Source organism: Sinorhizobium fredii USDA 257, from assembly GCF_000265205.3.
GTDB classification, from domain to species: domain Bacteria; phylum Pseudomonadota; class Alphaproteobacteria; order Rhizobiales; family Rhizobiaceae; genus Sinorhizobium; species Sinorhizobium fredii_B.
Genome location: NC_018000.1, coordinates 5279308 through 5297322, shown reverse-complemented (window position 1 = coordinate 5297322; position 18015 = coordinate 5279308). Strand labels below are relative to the sequence as shown.

General features: G+C 63.6%; 17 protein-coding genes and 1 pseudogene. 8 read left to right on the top strand and 10 right to left on the bottom strand.

All coding sequences use genetic code 11. From position 1 onward, the window contains the following. Positions 1-26: 26 nt before the first annotated feature. The gene (locus USDA257_RS24910) at positions 27-425 is read right to left on the bottom strand and encodes a hypothetical protein (RefSeq protein ID WP_014765752.1); all 399 of its coding nucleotides are present in this window, start codon (positions 423-425) and stop codon (positions 27-29) included. Positions 426-686: 261 nt separating this feature from the next. Here USDA257_RS24910 and USDA257_RS38310 point away from each other — a divergent pair. From USDA257_RS38310 to USDA257_RS24895, 3 genes and pseudogenes are all read left to right on the top strand, one after another. Next, positions 687-860 (top strand): annotated as a pseudogene (locus USDA257_RS38310) (low affinity iron permease family protein); the annotation flags it as partial. Between the two features lie 211 nt (positions 861-1071). After that, entirely contained in the window at positions 1072-1260 is a 189-nt protein-coding gene (locus tag USDA257_RS24900; RefSeq protein WP_014765751.1) for a hypothetical protein, read from the top strand. A gap of 35 nt (positions 1261-1295) precedes the next feature. Continuing rightward, positions 1296-1544, top strand: coding sequence for a hypothetical protein (locus tag USDA257_RS24895; protein ID WP_014765750.1), 249 nt, complete (start codon positions 1296-1298; stop codon positions 1542-1544). A gap of 6 nt (positions 1545-1550) precedes the next feature. Here USDA257_RS24895 and USDA257_RS24890 read toward each other — a convergent pair whose 3' ends face one another. The 6 genes from USDA257_RS24890 to hutF form a co-directional block, all read right to left on the bottom strand. Next, the gene (locus USDA257_RS24890) at positions 1551-2126 is read right to left on the bottom strand and encodes a HutD/Ves family protein (protein WP_014765749.1); all 576 of its coding nucleotides are present in this window, start codon (positions 2124-2126) and stop codon (positions 1551-1553) included. Then, on the bottom strand, positions 2123-3604 hold the full coding sequence (locus USDA257_RS24885; RefSeq protein ID WP_041414646.1) for an HAL/PAL/TAL family ammonia-lyase: 1482 nt from the start codon (positions 3602-3604) through the stop codon (positions 2123-2125). The genes USDA257_RS24890 and USDA257_RS24885 overlap by 4 nt, the downstream gene beginning before the upstream one ends. Beyond that, complete coding sequence (locus USDA257_RS24880) at positions 3597-4424, bottom strand: quaternary amine ABC transporter ATP-binding protein (protein WP_014765747.1); 828 nt, start codon at positions 4422-4424, stop codon at positions 3597-3599. The genes USDA257_RS24885 and USDA257_RS24880 overlap by 8 nt, the downstream gene beginning before the upstream one ends. Continuing rightward, positions 4417-5274 carry an ABC transporter permease gene (locus tag USDA257_RS24875; protein ID WP_014765746.1) on the bottom strand — a complete coding sequence of 286 codons (858 nt, stop codon included), beginning with the start codon at positions 5272-5274 and terminating at the stop codon, positions 4417-4419. Before USDA257_RS24875 ends, USDA257_RS24880 begins: the two co-directional genes overlap by 8 nt. A 135-nt stretch (positions 5275-5409) precedes the next feature. Further along, positions 5410-6444 (bottom strand): ABC transporter substrate-binding protein, encoded by a 1035-nt coding sequence (locus USDA257_RS24870; RefSeq protein WP_014765745.1) that lies wholly within the window; start codon positions 6442-6444, stop codon positions 5410-5412. Positions 6445-6479: 35 nt separating this feature from the next. Then, positions 6480-7856 (bottom strand): formimidoylglutamate deiminase, encoded by a 1377-nt coding sequence (hutF, locus tag USDA257_RS24865; RefSeq protein WP_014765744.1) that lies wholly within the window; start codon positions 7854-7856, stop codon positions 6480-6482. A 128-nt stretch (positions 7857-7984) separates the two neighbouring features. On the opposite strand from hutF, the gene hutC reads away from it, so the two are divergent. Further along, complete coding sequence (hutC, locus tag USDA257_RS24860; protein WP_014765743.1) at positions 7985-8728, top strand: histidine utilization repressor; 744 nt, start codon at positions 7985-7987, stop codon at positions 8726-8728. A gap of 28 nt (positions 8729-8756) precedes the next feature. Then, complete coding sequence (locus USDA257_RS24855; protein WP_174900818.1) at positions 8757-11687, top strand: aminotransferase; 2931 nt, start codon at positions 8757-8759, stop codon at positions 11685-11687. Between the two features lie 2 nt (positions 11688-11689). On the opposite strand, the gene USDA257_RS24850 is transcribed toward USDA257_RS24855, so the two are convergent. Continuing rightward, positions 11690-12631 (bottom strand): AraC family transcriptional regulator, encoded by a 942-nt coding sequence (locus USDA257_RS24850; protein WP_041414645.1) that lies wholly within the window; start codon positions 12629-12631, stop codon positions 11690-11692. Positions 12632-12850: 219 nt separating this feature from the next. Between USDA257_RS24850 and USDA257_RS24845 the strand changes: the two genes are divergently transcribed. Further along, the gene (locus tag USDA257_RS24845; protein ID WP_014765740.1) at positions 12851-13897 is read left to right on the top strand and encodes an NAD(P)-dependent alcohol dehydrogenase; all 1047 of its coding nucleotides are present in this window, start codon (positions 12851-12853) and stop codon (positions 13895-13897) included. An 18-nt stretch (positions 13898-13915) separates the two neighbouring features. Here the strand turns inward: USDA257_RS24845 and USDA257_RS24840 are convergent, their stop codons facing one another. Together USDA257_RS24840 and USDA257_RS24835 are read right to left on the bottom strand one after the other, a co-directional pair. After that, on the bottom strand, positions 13916-14380 hold the full coding sequence (locus USDA257_RS24840) for an Lrp/AsnC ligand binding domain-containing protein (protein ID WP_014329579.1): 465 nt from the start codon (positions 14378-14380) through the stop codon (positions 13916-13918). Between the two features lie 20 nt (positions 14381-14400). Next, entirely contained in the window at positions 14401-15564 is a 1164-nt protein-coding gene (locus tag USDA257_RS24835; protein WP_014765739.1) for a M20 aminoacylase family protein, read from the bottom strand. A gap of 170 nt (positions 15565-15734) precedes the next feature. Between USDA257_RS24835 and USDA257_RS24830 the strand changes: the two genes are divergently transcribed. Next, entirely contained in the window at positions 15735-16811 is a 1077-nt protein-coding gene (locus tag USDA257_RS24830; protein WP_014765738.1) for a D-alanyl-D-alanine carboxypeptidase family protein, read from the top strand. A 59-nt stretch (positions 16812-16870) separates the two neighbouring features. Next, complete coding sequence (locus tag USDA257_RS24825) at positions 16871-18001, top strand: CobW family GTP-binding protein (RefSeq protein WP_014765737.1); 1131 nt, start codon at positions 16871-16873, stop codon at positions 17999-18001. Positions 18002-18015 lie beyond the last annotated feature (14 nt).

Genomic DNA, 18015 nt, shown 5'->3' with positions numbered 1-18015 from the left:
GCGCCGAGGCTCCTCCGGCATATTTGTCAGCGATCATGGTGTTGAGGGGAGATGTTCAAATGCCCTTCCAGGGCGGATGTGAACGAGGGGAAGCGATGACCGTCCAACGGCGAGAGGCCGTTGGTCTCGCCGGGGCGACGTGTGCGCCTCCTGATGGCCAACATCTCGGTGGAGAGATTGTCGAGATATTCCAGAGCCTCCTTGGCCGCCTCGGCCATGACCGTGCTGCCATCCACTGCGGCCCCGCTCCGCAGCTCGTGTCGGACGTCCTCCACGGCCTCTGCAATGAACCGTTGCGGGTCGTCCGTCTGCGCGGCAATCCAGTGCATCAAACGGCACATCAACATCTCGTTAACGCGCATCGCGGCGACAGTCTGGCCGAGCATCAATGTGAGTTTCTGAAGCTTGTTCTCTTTCTGAGGCATCGGAACCTCTTCCGTCCTGGCATTTTCTCCTCCGCCGTCGCTCTGGTGGCGGCTTCGGCTGCCGCTCGTATCGGCACAGGCTGAACGGCAGGCAGGGCGATTTGTTCCGTATATGGACTGTCCGGGAATCTGGCCGATAGGAACCAAGCGGGGCCGTCGCCGCGTTCGCGGTTTTCGGAAGGAGACCGCCAGATGCAGCCGATCTTTACCTGATTTTCGAACCAAATTTCCAGTTTCGCCGGGAGGCCGATCACTTTTGCCGTGGCGTTCTCGGCGATCGACATCTGGGCCGTGTGCGGGCCGCTCTTCGATTTCTCGGCAAAATGGCAGCTCGCCGTCAACACCTGCACGACGATCACAACATTTCTGATGGTGTTCGTGCTTCCGAACTCTCAGAACCGCGACGAGATCGCGCTGCAGGCCAAGATCGACGAGCTGACCCGCGTGAGCGACGCCGAGAACGGCTTCATGGGAATAGAAAACCTCGACGCCGCAACTGCATGTCCGAGGGTACGGAGGCCCGGGAGGCAGCGAACGGCGTCACGGCCGCGGCCGGAAAGGCGTAACTGGTTGTCGCGAACCTTGGCGAGGAATGTGGAACCAAACCGCCCTGCCGGCGTTTTTCGGCAGAGGTGGGAGGTGAAGAATGAGACACACGGACATCCGCAAGCTCGAAAAGACCGATGCCAAGCATGTCTGGGACGTCGCGGAGTATTGCAGGCGGAGCGGCATTCACAAGGCCGAGGAGCAGCGCCTGATCAAGGTCCTCGGCAGATATGCTTCGGCCCATGAGCTTCAGATGAATGTCGTGCGTCCTCAAACGCGCACACGCTGAGGCGTGATCGCGCGTCGATTTGCGGAGCAAAGCGCGTGTGGGCAGTCCTCGCCGGTGCATTCCTGTTTATCTGCGGCGTTCTCGTGATGACGTGGGAGGCGCTTGGCCGACGACGGCTAAGTGAACCGCCAAGCCCCGATGAAAACGATCCGAAGACGCTGGAGCCCCGGCACCAGGGCTTGAGCTTCCTCGGGCTGACGCGGAACTGGCACGCGGCGGCATTGATGGCTGCCGGTGCAATCCTCTTGCTCTTCGGTGCGATCCGATACGCCTTGGTGCTCTAAGGTGCTCTAAGCTGAACTGATCTCGACGAGGAAGACTTCGGAGGCGATGTCGGCCGACAGAGTGAGAGCGACGGGGTGCTGGAGCACCGCCGTATCCAGTGCGTGCAAGGTCGCAGAGACGCCTTCGGTTGACAGCGCGACGCTGCCGCGGTGGCAGAAGAGAACGAGTTCCCGGGCGTGGGTGGTGATCGGTTGCGAATGCTCCACATGGAGTTTTCGCACCCGATGCCTGAGCGTCTGCCGGCGGGTCATAACATTGAGGTCGGTGATCGGACCGTTCGCGAGTTTAGCCGACGTCGTGACATCGGCGGGAAAGGAGAGGGGTGCATCGGCAGTTGTCAAAAGCTTCGGCGGCCGACCCTCGATCAGCAGCGTCATGCCGGCGCCTTCGAGGATGGAGAGCGTTCGGTCGATGCCGGAAAAGCTGGAGAACAGGCCGTCATTGGCAACGGTAGCCATGCTGACGCGCCAGTCGAAATCGGAAAGCGGTGCACGATCCGGCGATACGGCGATTTCGACAGTCTCGCCACCGCCGTTCTTCCAGGGCATGTGCCTGTAGTCGTTAGAGCGCAGGATCTTCATGGTGCCACTCCTCGCATGAGGTTGCACATCCGGTCGAAATCCTCGTTCATCGGCCGGTCGTCGGTGTAGGTTGAGATTGCTCCGCGAATGCGGCCATAAAGTGCATCGGTGCGCGGTGCCCTGCCGCGGGAACTGGGCTGCATTTCATAGGCTTGCGTTGCCGCCAACAGTTCGATCGCAAGGATCCGTTCGAGATTGTCGAGGATCGACAAGACCTTCCAAGCGGCAGGCGTAGCATGCGTCAGGATGTCCTCCTGCAGCGCAGAGGTGATGCCGCCGTCAAGGCTTGCCGGCGCTGCCAGCCGGCGGTTTTCGGCGACAAGGGCCGCGGCCGTGTACTGGGCAATCATGAAACCGGAGGAGACGCCGCTGTCATCGGCAAGAAACGCCGGGAGACCGCTGACGAGCGGGTTCACCAGACGGTCGATGCGGCGCTCCGAAATCGCGGCGACTTCGGCTGCGGCGACGGCGAGACTGTCCATGGCGAGGCCGAGCGCCGCTCCGACGGCATGGGCCTGCGAATGCACCCGCGGAGCCTCCGGCGCGCCGGAGACGGCCGGATTGTCGGTGACGCTCGAAAGCTCGCGGTCGACGATCTCGGCGACCTGAGCGAAGGCATCGCGCGCCGCTCCATGCACCTGCGGAACGGCTCTCAGACTCAAAGGATCCTGCGTGCGGGTCGTCTCGGCGAGCATCGGGCTCTCGGCCAGCCAGTCGCGCAGGTGCTTGCCGACCGCCTGAAGGCCCGGCGATTGCCGCAGTGCCAGTGGGCCCTCGGCAAAGGCCTCGGCCTGGCTGCCCAGATTTTCATAGGTCATCGCCGCGGCCGCATCGGCCCAGACGAAGAGCCGTTCCATGCGCGCCAGCGCCAGCGCCGCCTGACCGGTGGCGCAGGGCGTGCCGTTGACGAGACTGAGCCCTTCTTTCGCATGCAACCTCAGCGGCTTCAGCCCCACCCGGGCAAGCGCCTCCCTGCCGCTGAGCTTCTCGGCCCCGCGCATGGCCGTGCCATGACCGATCAAGACCAGGCCTATGGCGGCGGCGTGGGTAAGATAGCCGACCGAGCCGCGCGAGGGGATGAGCGGAATAATGTCGGCGTTGAGCAGCGCCAGCAGCGCCTCGACCGTCTCGATCCGAACGCCGGAATAGCCGTGCGCGAAATTGGCGATCTGCGCCGCCATCACGGCGCGGGCTTCGGCTCGCGCGAGCGGGTCGCCAACGCCGCAGGCGTGGCTCAGGATGATGTTGCGCGACAGGCCCTGCTGGTTCTCGCGGCTGATCACGACATCGCAGAGCGCGCCGACGCCCGTATTGATGCCGTAACCGCGGATGCCGCGCTCGACCAGCGCATCGACGATCAGGCGGGCATCGATGATCCGCTGACGCGTCGGCTCGGCCAAGGCGAGGTGGGCTCCGTCAGCAACGGCGGCGATCTCGCGCCATGTCAGCGGTCCATGGATGGTGATCGTCTTAGTCATGCTTCTCGGGTCTTCCCTGCCGGCGCTGGACGAAGCGCGCGACATAGTCGTTTGCCGGATTGTCTAGAATATCACCGGGCGAGCCGACCTGCACGACCTGACCGTCTTTCAGGATGGCGATCTCGGATCCGATGCGCAGCGCCTCGTCGAGATCGTGGGTGATGAAGACGATGGTCTTTGCAAGATTCTGCTGCAGTTGCAGCAACTGGTCCTGCATGTCGCTGCGGATCAGCGGATCGAGGGCGCTGAAGGCCTCGTCCATCAGGATCACGTCGGTATCGGCGGCGAGCGCCCGTGCTAGCCCGACGCGCTGCTTCATGCCGCCCGAGAGCTGGTGCGGGAATTTCGCATCGTAGCCCGATAGACCGACCGTCTCGATCCACTTCATGCCGATCTCGCGGGCATCGGCCTTCGAGACGCCGCGCACGCGCTGGCCGTAGACGACATTCTGCAGCACGGTCCGGTGCGGCATCAGGGCGAAGCTCTGGAAGACCATGCTGACTCGCCGCATGCGGAAGGCGCGCAGCGCCTTCGCGTCGAGGTCGAGGATGTTGCTGCCGTCGAAGACGACCTCGCCGCTCGTCGGTTCGATCAACCGGTTGATGTGGCGCACCAAAGTCGACTTGCCGGATCCGGACAACCCCATGATCACGAAAATCTTGCCGGCGCCGATTTTCAGACTGACATCGTTGAGACCGATGCTGCAGCCGGAGCGGGCCAGGATATCGGCCTTGTCCAGGCCGTCCTTGACCATGGCGAGCGCCTTCGTCGCATCGTGCCCGAAGATTTTGTAGACGTTGCGGATTTCGATATCAGCCATTGCGGGCGTCCTCCGTCCGGGGCTTGCCGAAGCCCTGCGTGATGCGGTCGAGCACGATTGCGAGAATGACGATGCCGATGCCCGCCTCCAGGCCCTTGCCGACATCGAGTGTCTGGATGCCGTTCAGCACCTGTTCGCCGAGCCCGCGTGCACCGATCATCGAGGCGACGACGACCATCGACAGCGCCATCATGATCGTCTGGTTGAGGCCGGCCATGATGGTCGGCGTGGCGAGCGGCAGCTCGACGCCGAAAAGGATCTGCGTAGGGCTGCCGCCGAAGGCGGTTGCCGCTTCGACAACCTCGCCATCGACCTGGCGGATGCCGAGATCGGTCAGGCGGATCAGCGGCGGAACCGCATAGATGATGGTCGCGAGGATCGCCGGCACCTTGCCAAGACCGAAGAGCATCAGCGCAGGGATGAGGTAGACGAAGCTCGGCATGGTCTGCATGACGTCGAGAACGGGCAGGGTGACGTTGCGCACGACGCGGCTCTTGGCGACGAGGATGCCGATCGGCACGCCGATCACCACCGAGACGATGGTCGCCATCAGCATCAGGGCGAGAGTCTGCATCGTCAGGTCCCAGAGACCGAGCACCCCGACGGCGAGAAGGAGGACACCGACGGCAAGCGTCAGCGTCCAGCGCTTCGAACTCTGCCAGGCGAGTGCCATGAAGGCGAGAATGACAAGCCACCAGGGCAGGCCGCGCAGGATCCATTCGAGGAACAACACGGCCTTCAGGATGACGCCGCTGATCGCCTTGAACACCCAGCCATAATTGGTGACGAGCGCCTGGATGAACTCATTCACCGGGGCGCGGATCGAAAGATTGAGAGAGTCCGGAAACATCGGAACCGTTCCTTGCTCAGAGAGCCGCTGGCGGTCATTGTCGCCTGACCGCGGGCAGCTTGGCAGCCTGCGAGCCGCCGCGCCTTCCGTCATGAACGGTAAGGCGCGGCGAACGCATGCGGGGTTAAACTCGGCTTACTTGAGGCTTGCCTCGATCTTGCCGCGGGCCTCGTCGGAGACCCACTTGCCCCATATGTCGGCTTTCGTCTTCAGGAACTCAGCCGCGGCCGCGGCCGCGTCGACCTTGTTGTCGACCATATAGGCAAGGCTGCCGTTGACGTCTTCGAGCGGGAAGGTTGCCTTTTCCAGGATCGCAACGATCTCGGGTGCTTCCGAAGCGAAGGTGCTGTTGACGCCGTAGGCGACGTCGACCGAGGGGAAGGCGCAGCCTTCCTCGCGCTTGCCGTTGGCGCTGCTCAGTTCCTTCCAACAGGCTTCGTTATAGGCCGGCTCTTCGAGCTGGACGAGCTTGAACTTCCCCATGATCGCGGTCGGCGACCAGTAATAGAAGAGGATCGGCTCACCCTGCAGATAGGCGGAGGTGATCGCCGAATCGAGCGCCGTGCCCGTGCCGGGGCGGAAGTTCACATAGGCCTCGCCGAGCTTGTAGGCTTCGAGCTTGGCGGTGCTGACGCCCTCGCAGGTCCAGCCGGAGGGGCAATTCAGGAAGCGGCCCTTAGACGGCTCCTCCGGATCGGCGAAGACCTCGACGACCTTCGGATCGGAAAGCTGCGAAACGCTCTTGAGGTCCGGCGCCTTGGCTTCGAGATTGCGAGCCGGATCGCCGTGGACGACATAGTCGGGCACGAACCAGCCCTCGCTGGCGCCGACGAAGGTCTTGCCGATGGCAACCACCTTCTTTTCTTCCACTGCCTTGTTCCAGATGTCGGAGCGGCCGAGCCATTCTTCGGCAAATATCTGCACGTCGTTGTTGGCGGTCGCCTGTTCCAGCGTCACGGAATTGCCGGGAATGGAATCGACCTGGCAATCATAGCCCTTGGCGAGGATCGTCTTCATGACCTCGGTGATGAAGGCGCCGCTTTCCCAATCGATGCCGGCGAAGGTCACGGTCTTGCCATCGCCGCAATAGGAAGCATTGGCAGCGCCGGTAGAGACCGCCAGCATCAGGCCGGCGGCAGCGAAGGTGAGTTTCATTGTGCTGATCGACATGCGCATTCCCCTTTTTTTGATCGTCGAATGGTTCGCTATTTCAGCTTGGTCAGAACCCGCGCGAAGGCGCGGTCGATGTCTTCCTCCCGGTCATGGTGTCCGTTGCGGATCTTCCATTGGCCCGCGATCATGACGTCGCGGACAGTCTCGCCGCCGAGCGCAAAGAGCCAGCGGTCCAGAATCCGATTGCCGCTGGCGGCGGCGATGTAGGGATTGGCACCGTCGAGCACGACGAGGTCCGCCCGAGCACCGGCCCTGATACCTGCCGTGCCGAGGCCGGCCGCCTGGGCGCCGCCGGCGAGCGAGGCGTCGAAAATCGTTCGGCCGACGGAAGCGCCCGGGCCGGCGGCGAGCCGATTGCGCCGGCGGTCGCGCAGCCGCTGGCCATACTCGAGGAGCCGTAGCTCTTCCGCGACGCTGGTCGCCACATGGCTGTCGGTGCCGATTCCGAACCGCCCGTCGGCGGCCAGAAAGTGAGTGGCCGGGAAGATGCCGTCGCCGAGATTGGCTTCGGTCGCCGGGCAGAGGCCGGCAACCGCGCCCGACTTCGCCAGGCGTTCGGTCTCCGCCGCCGTCATGTGTGTCGCGTGGATGGCGCACCAGCGCCGGTCGACCGGCATTTCGTCAAGGAGCCACTCGACCGGGCGGCGGCCGCTCCAGGCGAGGCAATCCTCGACCTCGCGGGTCTGCTCGGCGACGTGGATGTGGATCGGTCCGGAAACCGGAGCCGCGCCGAGAATCCGTTGCATCTCGTCAGGGGTCGCGGCGCGCAGCGAATGGATGGCATAGCCGAGCTCGGCGCCAGCTTCGGCGCTGACCGGAACCAGCCGCTCGAGGAGAGCGAGAAAGCGATCCGCATCGTGCAGGAACGGGCGCTGGCCCGGATTGGGAGCCACGCCGCCGAAATTGGCGTGCGCGTAGAAGACCGGCAGGTGCGTGAGGCCGATGCCGGTCGCTTGCGCCGCGTTCAGGATGCGCAGCGACATCTCCGCCGGATCGGCATAAGGGGTGCCGTCAGCCATGTGGTGAAGATAGTGGAACTCGACGACGCGGCCGAAGCCGCCCTTCAGCATTTCAACATAGAGTTTTGCGGCGATCGCCTCGACGTCGTCCGGGTCGACAAGGCCGACAGTGCGGTACATCGCCTCGCGCCAGGTCCAGAAGCTGTCGTCGCCGCTGCCCGCCACTTCGGCAAGACCGGCCATGGCGCGCTGAAAGGCGTGGGAGTGCAGGTTCGGCATGGCCGGAACGAGGGGACCGGCGGTTCGCTCGTCGCCCGGAGCTGTCGCCTGGTCGGCTTCGACCGCCGCGATGCACCCGTCACTGTCGATGGAAATGACGACGTTTTCCGCCCAACCCGTCGACAGAAGCGCCTGCTCGGCGAAAAGCCGGTGAGCGGAAAAGGCAGGCATGCTTCCTCCTGTACGTGGTTGTATATGGAACTATAGATATTTCTGGTGGCGCGCAAGCTCAAAATCGTCGAAAACAGTCCTGAATTGCCGGCGGCATGTCGGTTCAGTGCCGACGAACGGAGCATTTTATGACGTCAATGGAGCGCAAAAGCGACGTATCCGCCTTTGAGGACGGGCCTATCCCGCGCTACGAAGCGGTGAAGCAGTTCATCCGTAGCCGCATCGAAAGTGGCGAATGGCCAGCGCATCATCGCATCCCCTCTGAGAACGACATCGTTGCCGACCTAGGGGTCAGCCGCATGACCGCAAACCGCGCCTTGCGCGAGCTGGCAAGTGAGGGCGCGATCACGCGGGTGCAAGGTGTGGGGTCCTTCGTTGCTCCGCACAAGGGCAGCACGGCGCTGCTCGAAGTCCGCAACATTGCCGACGAAATTCGAGAGCGGGGCCACCGTCATACTTCCAGTATCGATCTCCTCGAAGAAGGGTCGGCGAACCCTGAAATTGCCGTTGCGCTGGGATTGGCGACCGGGGCGCGCGTCTTCCACTCGATCATCGTTCACGCGGAGAATGGCGTGCCGATCCAGATCGAGGATCGTTTCGTAAACCCTCTGATCTGTCCCGAATACCTAGGACAGGATTTCACCAGCATGACTCCCAATGCCTACCTGACGCAGGTGGCACCGATCACCCGCACCGAGCAGGTCGTCGAGGCGGTGTTGCCGCAGCCCTGGGAGTGCAAGCTGCTTTCGATCGGCCGCAACGAACCCTGCCTGATGATCCGTCGGCGAACCTGGTCGGAAAACAGGAATGTCACGGTCGCGCGGCTGCTCTATCCCGGCACGCGCTATCGCCTCGAGGGCGTTTCATCGTAAAGACATCCTTGAGATGGACGGGAGCGGAATGATGGAAGAGGACTCGCTGAAGCGCCGCACTGAGCTCGCAAGGCCCGACGTGTCGGCCGACGACGCGAAGGCGATCCTGCAGGAGCACTACGGCCTCTCGGGCGAACTCGTCGAGCTTGGCAGCCAGCAGGACCGCAACTATCGCGTCGACACGGGCGACGGTCGCTTCGTGCTGAAGATCGCGAGAGCGGAATACGCGCGCGTCGAGCTCGAGGCCCAGAACGCGGCGTTGCGGCATGTGGGCGCCAAGGCCGATGCGCCGCTGGTGCCGAGGGTCGTGGCTTCACTCGATGGCGACGAGATTGTCACGGCCGTCGTGCGCGACGTCACCTACCAGTTCCGGCTGCTCAGCTATCTCGAGGGCACGCCGCTGACGCGCCGCAAGCATCTCTCGGTAGAAACCGTTTCGGCCCTCGGCGACCTCGCTGGCCGGCTCGCCGCGGCGCTCGTGGACTTCGATCATCCGGGACTCGAGCGAGAACTGCAATGGGATCTGCGGCGGGCGGGTCCGGTGGCGCTCCAGCTGCTTTCGGCGATGACGGACGTCGATATGCGCAAGCGCATCGCCGAAGCGATGGTGGGTGCGATGCGCCGTGTGCAGCCGCTGATGCCGGAACTCCGCCTGCAGGCGATCCATCAGGACGTCACCGACGACAATGTGGTGAGCAGGGCGGAGAAGAGCGGCCGCCTCGTTCCCGAGGGCGTCATCGATTTCGGCGACGTGCTGAAGGGCTGGCTGGTCGCGGATCTTGCCGTTACCTGTGCGTCGCTGCTTCACCACGCGGATGGCGATCCTTTCCGCATCCTGCCGGCGGTCAAGGCTTTCCATGCGGTCTGCCCGCTGACGGAGGCGGAACTCAAGGCGCTCTGGCCGCTGATCGTCGCGAGAGCCGGCATTCTGGTCGCCAGCTCTGAACATCAGCTCGAGATCGAGCCGGACAATGCCTATGTCCAGGGCAACGCCGCGCACGAGCGCGAGATCTTCGATGTCGCCGTCTCCGTTCCCTTCGAGCTTATGGACTGTGCAATCCGTCAGGCCGTCGGCAAGGAGGCGCTGCCGACCGACCTTCCGATGCCTGGCCGCCTGCTGCCGGATGTCGACCCGGGCCGTGTCGGGATTGTCGACCTGTCGTTGCTCGGACCGCATCTGCCCGCCGACCGCTGGCACTATGAGGACACCGAGGCGCTGCTTCTGCAGTCGGCGGCGCGTGCGGCGGGCACTGCTGCGACCCGCTACGGCGAGTTCCGCCTGACGGAAACGCGGCTTGTTCAGGCGAAGGCTCCCAAGACCCTCGCCCTCCATGTCGACCTTTGCCTGCACGGACAGACGGCAGTTCACGCCCCGTTTGCCGGCCAACTCCACCAGCGCGGTGGCAGGCTGATCCTCTCGGCACAAGGCCTCCACCTTCATCTGCTGGGTATCGAGCCGGCAGGAGGTGACGGTGGAAGCGTCGAGGCAGGGGACCGGATCGGAACGATCCCCGCCGACCCTACGGCGCTCGGTTTCATGCGTGTCCAACTCTGCACAGCCGGGGAAATCGATCCGCCACCCTTCGCGGCCGCGCATCAGGCGGGGGCTTGGCGTCGGCTTTGCCCGTCGCCGGCGCATGTCCTAGGTTTCGATTGCGATGCGCCCGCGCCCGATGCGGGGGCGCTGCTGGAACGGCGTCAACGCCACTTCGCGCGCCCGCAGAAGAATTACTACCGGAAGCCGCCCGAAATCGAGCGCGGCTGGAAGGAGCACCTCTTCGACGTCGAAGGGCGGGCCTATCTCGACATGGTCAACAACGTCACCATCGTCGGCCACGGCCATCCGCGTATCTCCGCCGCGGTCGGGCGGCAATGGTCGCTGCTCAATACGAACTCGCGCTTTCACTACGCGGCGGTCGCCGAGTTTTCAGAGCGGCTTGCAGGGCTTGCACCGGAAGGGCTCGATACCGTCTTCCTCGTCAACAGCGGATCGGAGGCCAACGACCTCGCCATACGGCTCGCCTGGGCCCATTCCGGCGCGCGCAACATTCTCTCTCTGCTGGAAGCCTATCATGGCTGGACGGCGGCGAGCGACGCGGTCTCGACCTCGATTGCCGACAATCCGCAGGCCCTGACCACCCGGCCGGACTGGGTGCATCCGGTCGTCTCGCCGAACACCTATCGCGGGCCATATCGCGGCGAAAGCTCGACGGGTGAATACGTCGGCACCGTCGCTGCAAAGCTCGCGGAACTGGACGAGAAGGAGGGAAGCCTCGCCGGCTTCATCTGCGAGACTGTTTACGGCAATGCCGGCGGCATACCGCTGCCGCCCGGCTATCTCGAAGCCGTTTATGCAATGGTGAGGGCGCGCGGCGGCATCTGCATCGCCGACGAGGTGCAGGTCGGCTATGGCCGGCTCGGGCACTATTTTTGGGGCTTCGAGCAACAGGGCGTCGTGCCGGATATCATCACCGTCGCCAAGGGCATGGGCAATGGCCACCCGCTCGGTGCCGTGATTACCCGCCGCGAGATCGCCGACGCGCTGGAGGAGGAGGGCTATTTCTTCTCGTCCGCCGGCGGCAGCTCGGTGAGCTCCGTCGTCGGACTAACCGTCCTCGACATCCTGCATGACGAGGCCCTGCAGGAGAATGCCCGCACCGTCGGCGACCACTTGAAGGATCGGCTCGAGGCGCTTCGGGCACGGTTCCCGATCGTCGGCGCGGTTCACGGCATGGGGCTCTATCTCGGTGTCGAATTCGTCCGCGACCGCGAGACGCTCGAGCCGGCGACGGAAGAGACAGCGGCAATCTGCAACGGTCTCCTTGATCTCGGCGTCATCATGCAGCCGACCGGCGACCACCTCAACGTGCTGAAGATCAAGCCGCCGCTCTGCCTCAGCCGCGAGAGCGCCGACTTCTTCGCCGACATGCTGGCAAAGGTGCTTGAGGAGGGTTGGTAAGGCTAGCCTTCGCTCAGCATCTCCGCCTCGCCGGTCAGGCGGTCGACGAGGCTGCGGCGAACGCGGCCAATGTCGCGCGCGGGCGGTTCGCCGAAGTGACGGGCATATTCGCGGCTGAACTGCGACTGACTGTCGTAGCCGACCTGGTGGCCGGCGTCGCCCGCGTCGAGGCGCTCCTCCAGCATCAGACGTCGCGCCTCCTGCAGGCGGAGCTGCTTCTGGTATTGCAGCGGGCTCATCGCCGTAATCGCCTTGAAATGATGATGCAGCGAGGAGACGCTCATGCTGACCCGGCTTGCCAGATCGTCGATGCGCAGCGGCCGGGAATAATGTTCCTTCAGCCAGGCGACGGCGCGGCCGATCTGGTGTGGCTGGCTCTCGGCCGTCGTCATCTGCCGCAGCCTCGCCCCATGCGGCCCGACCAGCAGCCGATAGAGAATTTCCTGTTCGATGAGGGGAAACAGGACGGCCATCTCGACGGGCCTATCGAGAAGCCGCAGCAGGCGCAGCGCCGCATCTTCCAGATCGGTCGTAAGCTTGTTGACCGTCATGCCGCGCGGCGAGGCGGGCGACCCCGCCGGCTGGTCGCCGATCCTGTCGAGAAGCGCCGGAATCTTCGCCGTATCGATCTGAAAATTCATGCTGAGATAGGGCTCCTCGCTGGAAGCCAGCGAGATTTGCGACAGTACCGGCAGGTCGATCGAGGTCAGCAGATAGTCCGATGCTCCATAGACGAAGAGTTCCCCGCCCAGAACGACGCGCTTGGCGCCCTGGACGATGATGGCCAGACTCGGCTTATAGGCGGCACAGTTCGGCTTGGCGGAGCTCGAATGCCGGTGAACACTGAGGCCAGGCACGATGGTCGGATGGTCGCCGTCGTGCCCGGCAATTCGGGCAATGATCTCGATCATCTCCTGGCGCGGCGTCGGTGTCGTAACGGTCATATTCGGCGGTCTTTCCAGTGCTTTAGATCTTTGCGGGGTGCGACACAGATAGGACGAAAACGCGATGCCGCCACCGCGTTTCATTCATTCTTGCAGGATTGTGCAAAAACTTTGCAGGATCGCACTAACGCAACGGCCGTCGGGACAGCATAGTCCGCCTTGCCGCCCGAGGTCCATGCCTCCCTAGGCGCGCTATTCCCAGACATGAAGGAAAGACCCATGGCCATTGCAAGAGGATATGCGGCAACGGACGCATCGAAGCCGCTCGCCCCTTTCACCTTCGAACGTCGCGAACCGCGTGACGACGACGTCGTCATCGACATCCAATATTGCGGCGTCTGCCATTCCGATATCCACCAGGCCCGCGATGAATGGGGAAACGCGACCTTCCCCATGGTGCCGGGCCACGAAATCGTCGGCATCGTTCGAGCGGTCGGCTCGAAGGTGACGAAGTTCAAGCTCGGCGACCGGGTCGGCGTCGGCTGCTTCGTCGATTCCTGCACGACCTGTGCCACCCGTGATGTCGATCTCGAACACTATATGCCGGGCCTGGTCGTGACCTATAACGGCGTCGAGGCCGATGGAAAGACTCCCACCCAGGGCGGCTATTCCGACCACATCGTCGTCAAGGAAGGCTATGTCCTTTCGATCCCGGAGAACCTCCCGCTTGATGCGGCAGCGCCGCTGCTCTGCGCTGGGATCACCCTCTACTCGCCGCTCCGCCACTGGAAAGCCGGGCCCGGAAAGAAGGTGGCGATCGTCGGCATGGGCGGTCTCGGCCACATGGGCGTCAAGCTCGCCCATGCGATGGGCGCAGACGTCACCGTCCTCAGCCAGAGCCTTTCAAAGAAGGAAGACGGGCTGAGACTCGGCGCCGACCATTACTATGCAACCAACGATCCGCAGACCTTCGAGAAGCTCGCTGGAAGCTTCGATCTGATCATCTGCACCGTAGGAACCGAGATCGACTGGAATGCCTATCTCAATCTCCTGAAGGTCGACGGTGATTTCGTGGTCGTCGGCATTCCGGAGAACCCCGTACCGGTCCATGCCTTTTCGCTGGTGCCGGCGCGGCGCAGCATTTCCGGCTCCATGATCGGTTCCATCAAGGAAACGCAGGAGATGCTGGATTTCTGCGGCGAGCACGGCATCGTCTCGGAGATCGAGATTATCCAGATGCAAGAGATCAATGCAGCCTATGAGAGGGTGCTGAAGAGCGACGTGCGCTATCGATTCGTCATCGACATGGCGTCTATAAAGGCGTGACCCGATAGGCCGCTGCTGTCAAACGAGCGGCAGCGGCCCATCGTTCTTGATTTCCTCCATCACCGCATAGGTGCGGGTTTCCTTGACGCCCGGCAGCGTCCACAGCACCTGGCCGAGGAAATTGCGGTAGGCAGCCATGTCCTCGAAGCGGGTCTTGACGAGGTAGTCGAAGCCGCCAGCGACCATGTGGCATTCGAGCACGGCTGGCGCCTGTTTGATGGCGGCGGCGAACTGATCGAAGACTTCCGGCGTCGTCTTGTCGAGCATTACCTCGATGAAGACCAGCAGCCCGAAGCCGAGCTTGTGCGGATCGAGCCGTGCCCCAAAGCCGGACACATACCCTTCCTTCAGGAGCCGCCGCAGCCGCTCGCTCGTGGCGGTCGGAGAGAGGCCGATCCGGTCCGCCAGTTCGAGATTGGTGATCCGCCCGTCCGCCTGCAGGATGTTCAGGATTCTGCGATCGGTCTTGTCGATCTGATGCATTTGCCCCCCGCTCAGGTCTTTCAGGCGGCTAGCCGCGTTTCCGCGAGCTTCACCCAGTAGGTGATCCCGTGCGGGATCACCTCGTCGTTGAAGTCGTAAGCGGGATGATGAAGGCCGGCGGATTCGCCATTGCCGATGAAGACGAAAGCGCCGGGCCGGGCAAGCAGCATGTAGGAGAAATCCTCGCCGCCCATCATCGGGTCGAGCGCGGCGTTGACATTGCCGTCGCCGGCAACCGTCGCGGCGACGGCAAGTGCGTGGCCGGTCTCTTCCGCATGATTAACCGTCACGGGATAGTTGCGGCCGTACCAGACGTCGACGGTAGCGCCATAAGCGCCGGCAATGCTCTCGGCGATCTGGCGGATCCGCGCCTCGCCGACGTCGCGCACCTGCGGCGTCAGCGCACGCACCGTGCCGGCCAGCACCGCCTGTTCCGGAATGACGTTGTGAGCGAAGCCGGCATTGAACTTGGTGACGGAGACGACGATCGACGCGAGCGGGTCGACGGTGCGCGAGGCAATCGTCTGCAGCGCGTTGACGACCTGCGCGCCGATGGCGATCGGGTCGATGGTCTTGTGCGGCTGTGCCGCGTGACCGCCGCGGCCTTTAACCGTAATGGTGAACTCGTCGGTGGAGGCCATGATAGGGCCGACGCGGCTGCCGAAATGGCCGACCGGCATGCCGGGCATGTTGTGCATGCCGTAGACCTCCTCGATGGCGAAGCGCTCCATCATGCCGTCCTTGACCATCTCGTTGCCGCCGCCGCCGCCTTCCTCGGCCGGCTGGAAGATGACGGCGACGCTGCCGGCGAAATTGCGCGTCTCGGCGAGATATTTCGCGGCACCGAGCAGCATGGCCGTGTGACCGTCGTGGCCGCAGGCGTGCATCTTGCCGGGCGTGGTCGAGGACCAGGCCTTGCCGCCCGTCTCGGTGATCGGCAGGGCGTCCATGTCGGCCCGGAGGCCGATGGTGCGGCCCGAGCCGAAATTGCCGCGGATGAGGCCGACGACGCCGGTCCGGCCGAGGCCGGTCACGATCTCGTCAACGCCGAATTCCTTCAGTTTCTTTTCGACGAAGGCTGCCGTATTTTCCACCGCGAAAAGGAGCTCCGGGTTCATGTGCAGATGGCGCCGCCACTCGGTCACTTCGTTCTGGAGTTCGGCGGCACGGTTCAATATCGGCATGATGATTCCCTGTGGGTCTGTTCGGTGGATGGCCCCGAGGCCAGGTGAATGGCTTTGCCATCTCCTTGCCATATAGGCTAAATAGCCGGACGATACGAGGCAACTGCGGAAATTCGAGGTTAAGGATAGTGGTGACAGTTCGACTTAGGATGCGCAACAGGGTAGGAGCGATGGGCGTCCTTGCCGGTGTTTGTGCGGCATTGGCGGCGGCGCTTCCGGCGTCGGCCAATCCGCGGCTCGTCGTCGATGTCGCAACTCTCAAAGTCTACGAGCATCAGGACATCTTCCAGAAATGGTATCCGGCGTCGCTGACGAAGTTGATGACGGCCTATACGACATTTCAGGCGATCAAGGCCGGACAGCTGACGCTGGAAAGCCCGGTCGTGATGACGAAGAACGCTGCGTCCGAGCCGCCGAGCAAGATGTTCTACAAGCCCGGCCAGGCGATGACGCTCGACAGCGCGTTGAAGATGATGCTCGTCAAGTCGGCCAACGACGTGGCCGTGGCGATTGCCGAAACGGTCGGCGGATCGGAACAGGCGTTCATCGATCGGATGAATGCGGAAGCGCGGCGGATCGGCATGACCTCGTCGCATTTCATCAACGCCAACGGGTTGCCAGGCCCGGGCCAGTACACGACCGCGCGCGACCTCGCCGTTCTGGCGATCACGCTGAAGCGCGAATTTCCGCAATACGCGTCCTATTTTTCGCTGGAAGGCTTCACCACCGGCAAGAAGGACTATGCCAATTACAACATGCTGATCGGCCGCTTCGAAGGTGCCGACGGCATGAAGACCGGATTCATTTGCGCGTCGGGCTTCAACCAGGTGTCGTCGGCGACCCGGGATGGCCGCAGCGTCGTATCCGTGGTGCTCGGCGAGGACAGCCTCGGCGCCCGCGCCGACGAGTCGGCCCGGCTTCTGCAGATCGCACTGACGACCAGTGCCGCTGAAAAGCCGTCGCTGACCGCGATCGCGCCTTATGGTGAAAGCCGCGAAATGGTTGCCGACGTCAGCAAGGAGATCTGCTCCAAGCAGGCGGCGAAGGTTCGCAGCGAAGGCCGCGACGAGGCCGGCCGGCAGAAGCTGCTTTCGCCCTATATCCACGAAATCGACCGACCGCTGAAGCTTGCCTTCGCCGGACTTATTCCGGGTAGCGGGGATAAGACCGCCAAGGCGGGCAGCGACGTCGCCGGCCAGGGCGATGTCGCCAATATCCCGGTCCCGGTGCCGCGCCCGAGCTTCTAGAGAGGACAAGGACGTAAGGTCCGCCCGCATCCCGCTCAATTCAAAAACGGAGTCTTTCCATGAACGGTCCATTGCCGGTCGTGCCGGTATCGATCCTGACCGGCTTTCTGGGTGCCGGCAAGACGACCCTTCTGAACCGCTTGCTGAAGGACCCGCAGCTGGCCGACACGGCCGTCATCATCAACGAATTCGGCGATGTGTCGATCGACCATCTGCTTGTCGAGGCGTCGAGCGACGGGGTGATCGAACTTTCCGACGGCTGCCTGTGCTGCACCGTGCGCGGCGAACTCGTCGACACGCTGGCCGATCTGATGGACCGAATGCAGACCGGGCGAATCAAGCCGCTGAAGCGGGTCGTCATCGAAACGACCGGCCTTGCCGATCCGGCGCCGGTGCTGCAATCGGTCCTCGGCAATCCGGTGATCGCCCAGAATTTTCGCCTGGACGGCGTGGTCGGCGTCGTCGACGCCGTCAATGGTGAGCAGACGATCGCAAATCACGTCGAGGCCCGGAAGCAGGTTGCCGTCGCCGATCGGCTGGTGATCAGCAAGACCGGCCTCGCAAGCAAGCAACAGCGCGACGCATTGTTAGATGTTCTGAAGGACCTCAACCCGCGCGCGCCGATCATCGACGCCGACAGGGAAGAGGCCGGGCGCGCCGAACTGTTCGACTGCGGCCTCTACGACCCGTCGACCAAGGTCGCCGATGTCGGCCGCTGGCTGCAGGACGAGTCCGGCGGGGATCATGATCACGACCATGATCATGATCATGATCATGGGCATCATCACCACCATCACGACGTCAATCGCCACGGCTCCGACATCCGCTCGTTCAGCATCGTTCACGACCGACCGATCGAGCCGATGGCGCTGGAGATGTTCATCGACCTCCTGCGCTCGGCGCATGGCGAGAAGCTGTTGCGTATGAAAGCGATCGTTTGCGTCGCGGACAAGCCGGAGCGGCCGGTGGTGCTGCATGGCGTACAGACCGTCTTTCACGCGCCCGAACGGCTTGCCGCCTGGCCCGACCCGGCCGACCGCCGGACGCGGATGGTGCTGATCACCAAGGGCTTGGAAGAGGCTTTCGTGCGGGATCTATTCGATGCTTTCACTGGCAAGCCGCGCGTCGATCGCCCCGATGCGCAGGCGCTTACCGACAATCCGCTCGCCGTACCCGGCCTGAAATTTTGACGCGCGCCCGCTCG

Bases quoted from the DNA above. Each gene is read 5' to 3' on its own strand.
- hutF (WP_014765744.1), bottom strand. From the start codon at position 7,856: ATGCCTGCCTTTTCCGCTCACCGGCTTTTCGCCGAGCAGGCGCTTCTG.
- USDA257_RS24870 (WP_014765745.1), bottom strand. From the start codon at position 6,444: ATGTCGATCAGCACAATGAAACTCACCTTCGCTGCCGCCGGCCTGATG.
- USDA257_RS24855 (WP_174900818.1), top strand. From the start codon at position 8,757: ATGATGGAAGAGGACTCGCTGAAGCGCCGCACTGAGCTCGCAAGGCCC.
- USDA257_RS24830 (WP_014765738.1), top strand. From the start codon at position 15,735: ATGGGCGTCCTTGCCGGTGTTTGTGCGGCATTGGCGGCGGCGCTTCCG.
- USDA257_RS24885 (WP_041414646.1), bottom strand. From the start codon at position 3,604: ATGACTAAGACGATCACCATCCATGGACCGCTGACATGGCGCGAGATC.
- USDA257_RS24875 (WP_014765746.1), bottom strand. From the start codon at position 5,274: ATGTTTCCGGACTCTCTCAATCTTTCGATCCGCGCCCCGGTGAATGAG.
- hutC (WP_014765743.1), top strand. From the start codon at position 7,985: ATGACGTCAATGGAGCGCAAAAGCGACGTATCCGCCTTTGAGGACGGG.
- USDA257_RS24835 (WP_014765739.1), bottom strand. From the start codon at position 15,564: ATGCCGATATTGAACCGTGCCGCCGAACTCCAGAACGAAGTGACCGAG.
- USDA257_RS24900 (WP_014765751.1), top strand. From the start codon at position 1,072: ATGAGACACACGGACATCCGCAAGCTCGAAAAGACCGATGCCAAGCAT.
- USDA257_RS24845 (WP_014765740.1), top strand. From the start codon at position 12,851: ATGGCCATTGCAAGAGGATATGCGGCAACGGACGCATCGAAGCCGCTC.
- USDA257_RS24890 (WP_014765749.1), bottom strand. From the start codon at position 2,126: ATGAAGATCCTGCGCTCTAACGACTACAGGCACATGCCCTGGAAGAAC.
- USDA257_RS24880 (WP_014765747.1), bottom strand. From the start codon at position 4,424: ATGGCTGATATCGAAATCCGCAACGTCTACAAAATCTTCGGGCACGAT.
- USDA257_RS24825 (WP_014765737.1), top strand. From the start codon at position 16,871: ATGAACGGTCCATTGCCGGTCGTGCCGGTATCGATCCTGACCGGCTTT.
- USDA257_RS24840 (WP_014329579.1), bottom strand. From the start codon at position 14,380: ATGCATCAGATCGACAAGACCGATCGCAGAATCCTGAACATCCTGCAG.
- USDA257_RS24850 (WP_041414645.1), bottom strand. From the start codon at position 12,631: ATGACCGTTACGACACCGACGCCGCGCCAGGAGATGATCGAGATCATT.
- USDA257_RS24910 (WP_014765752.1), bottom strand. From the start codon at position 425: ATGCCTCAGAAAGAGAACAAGCTTCAGAAACTCACATTGATGCTCGGC.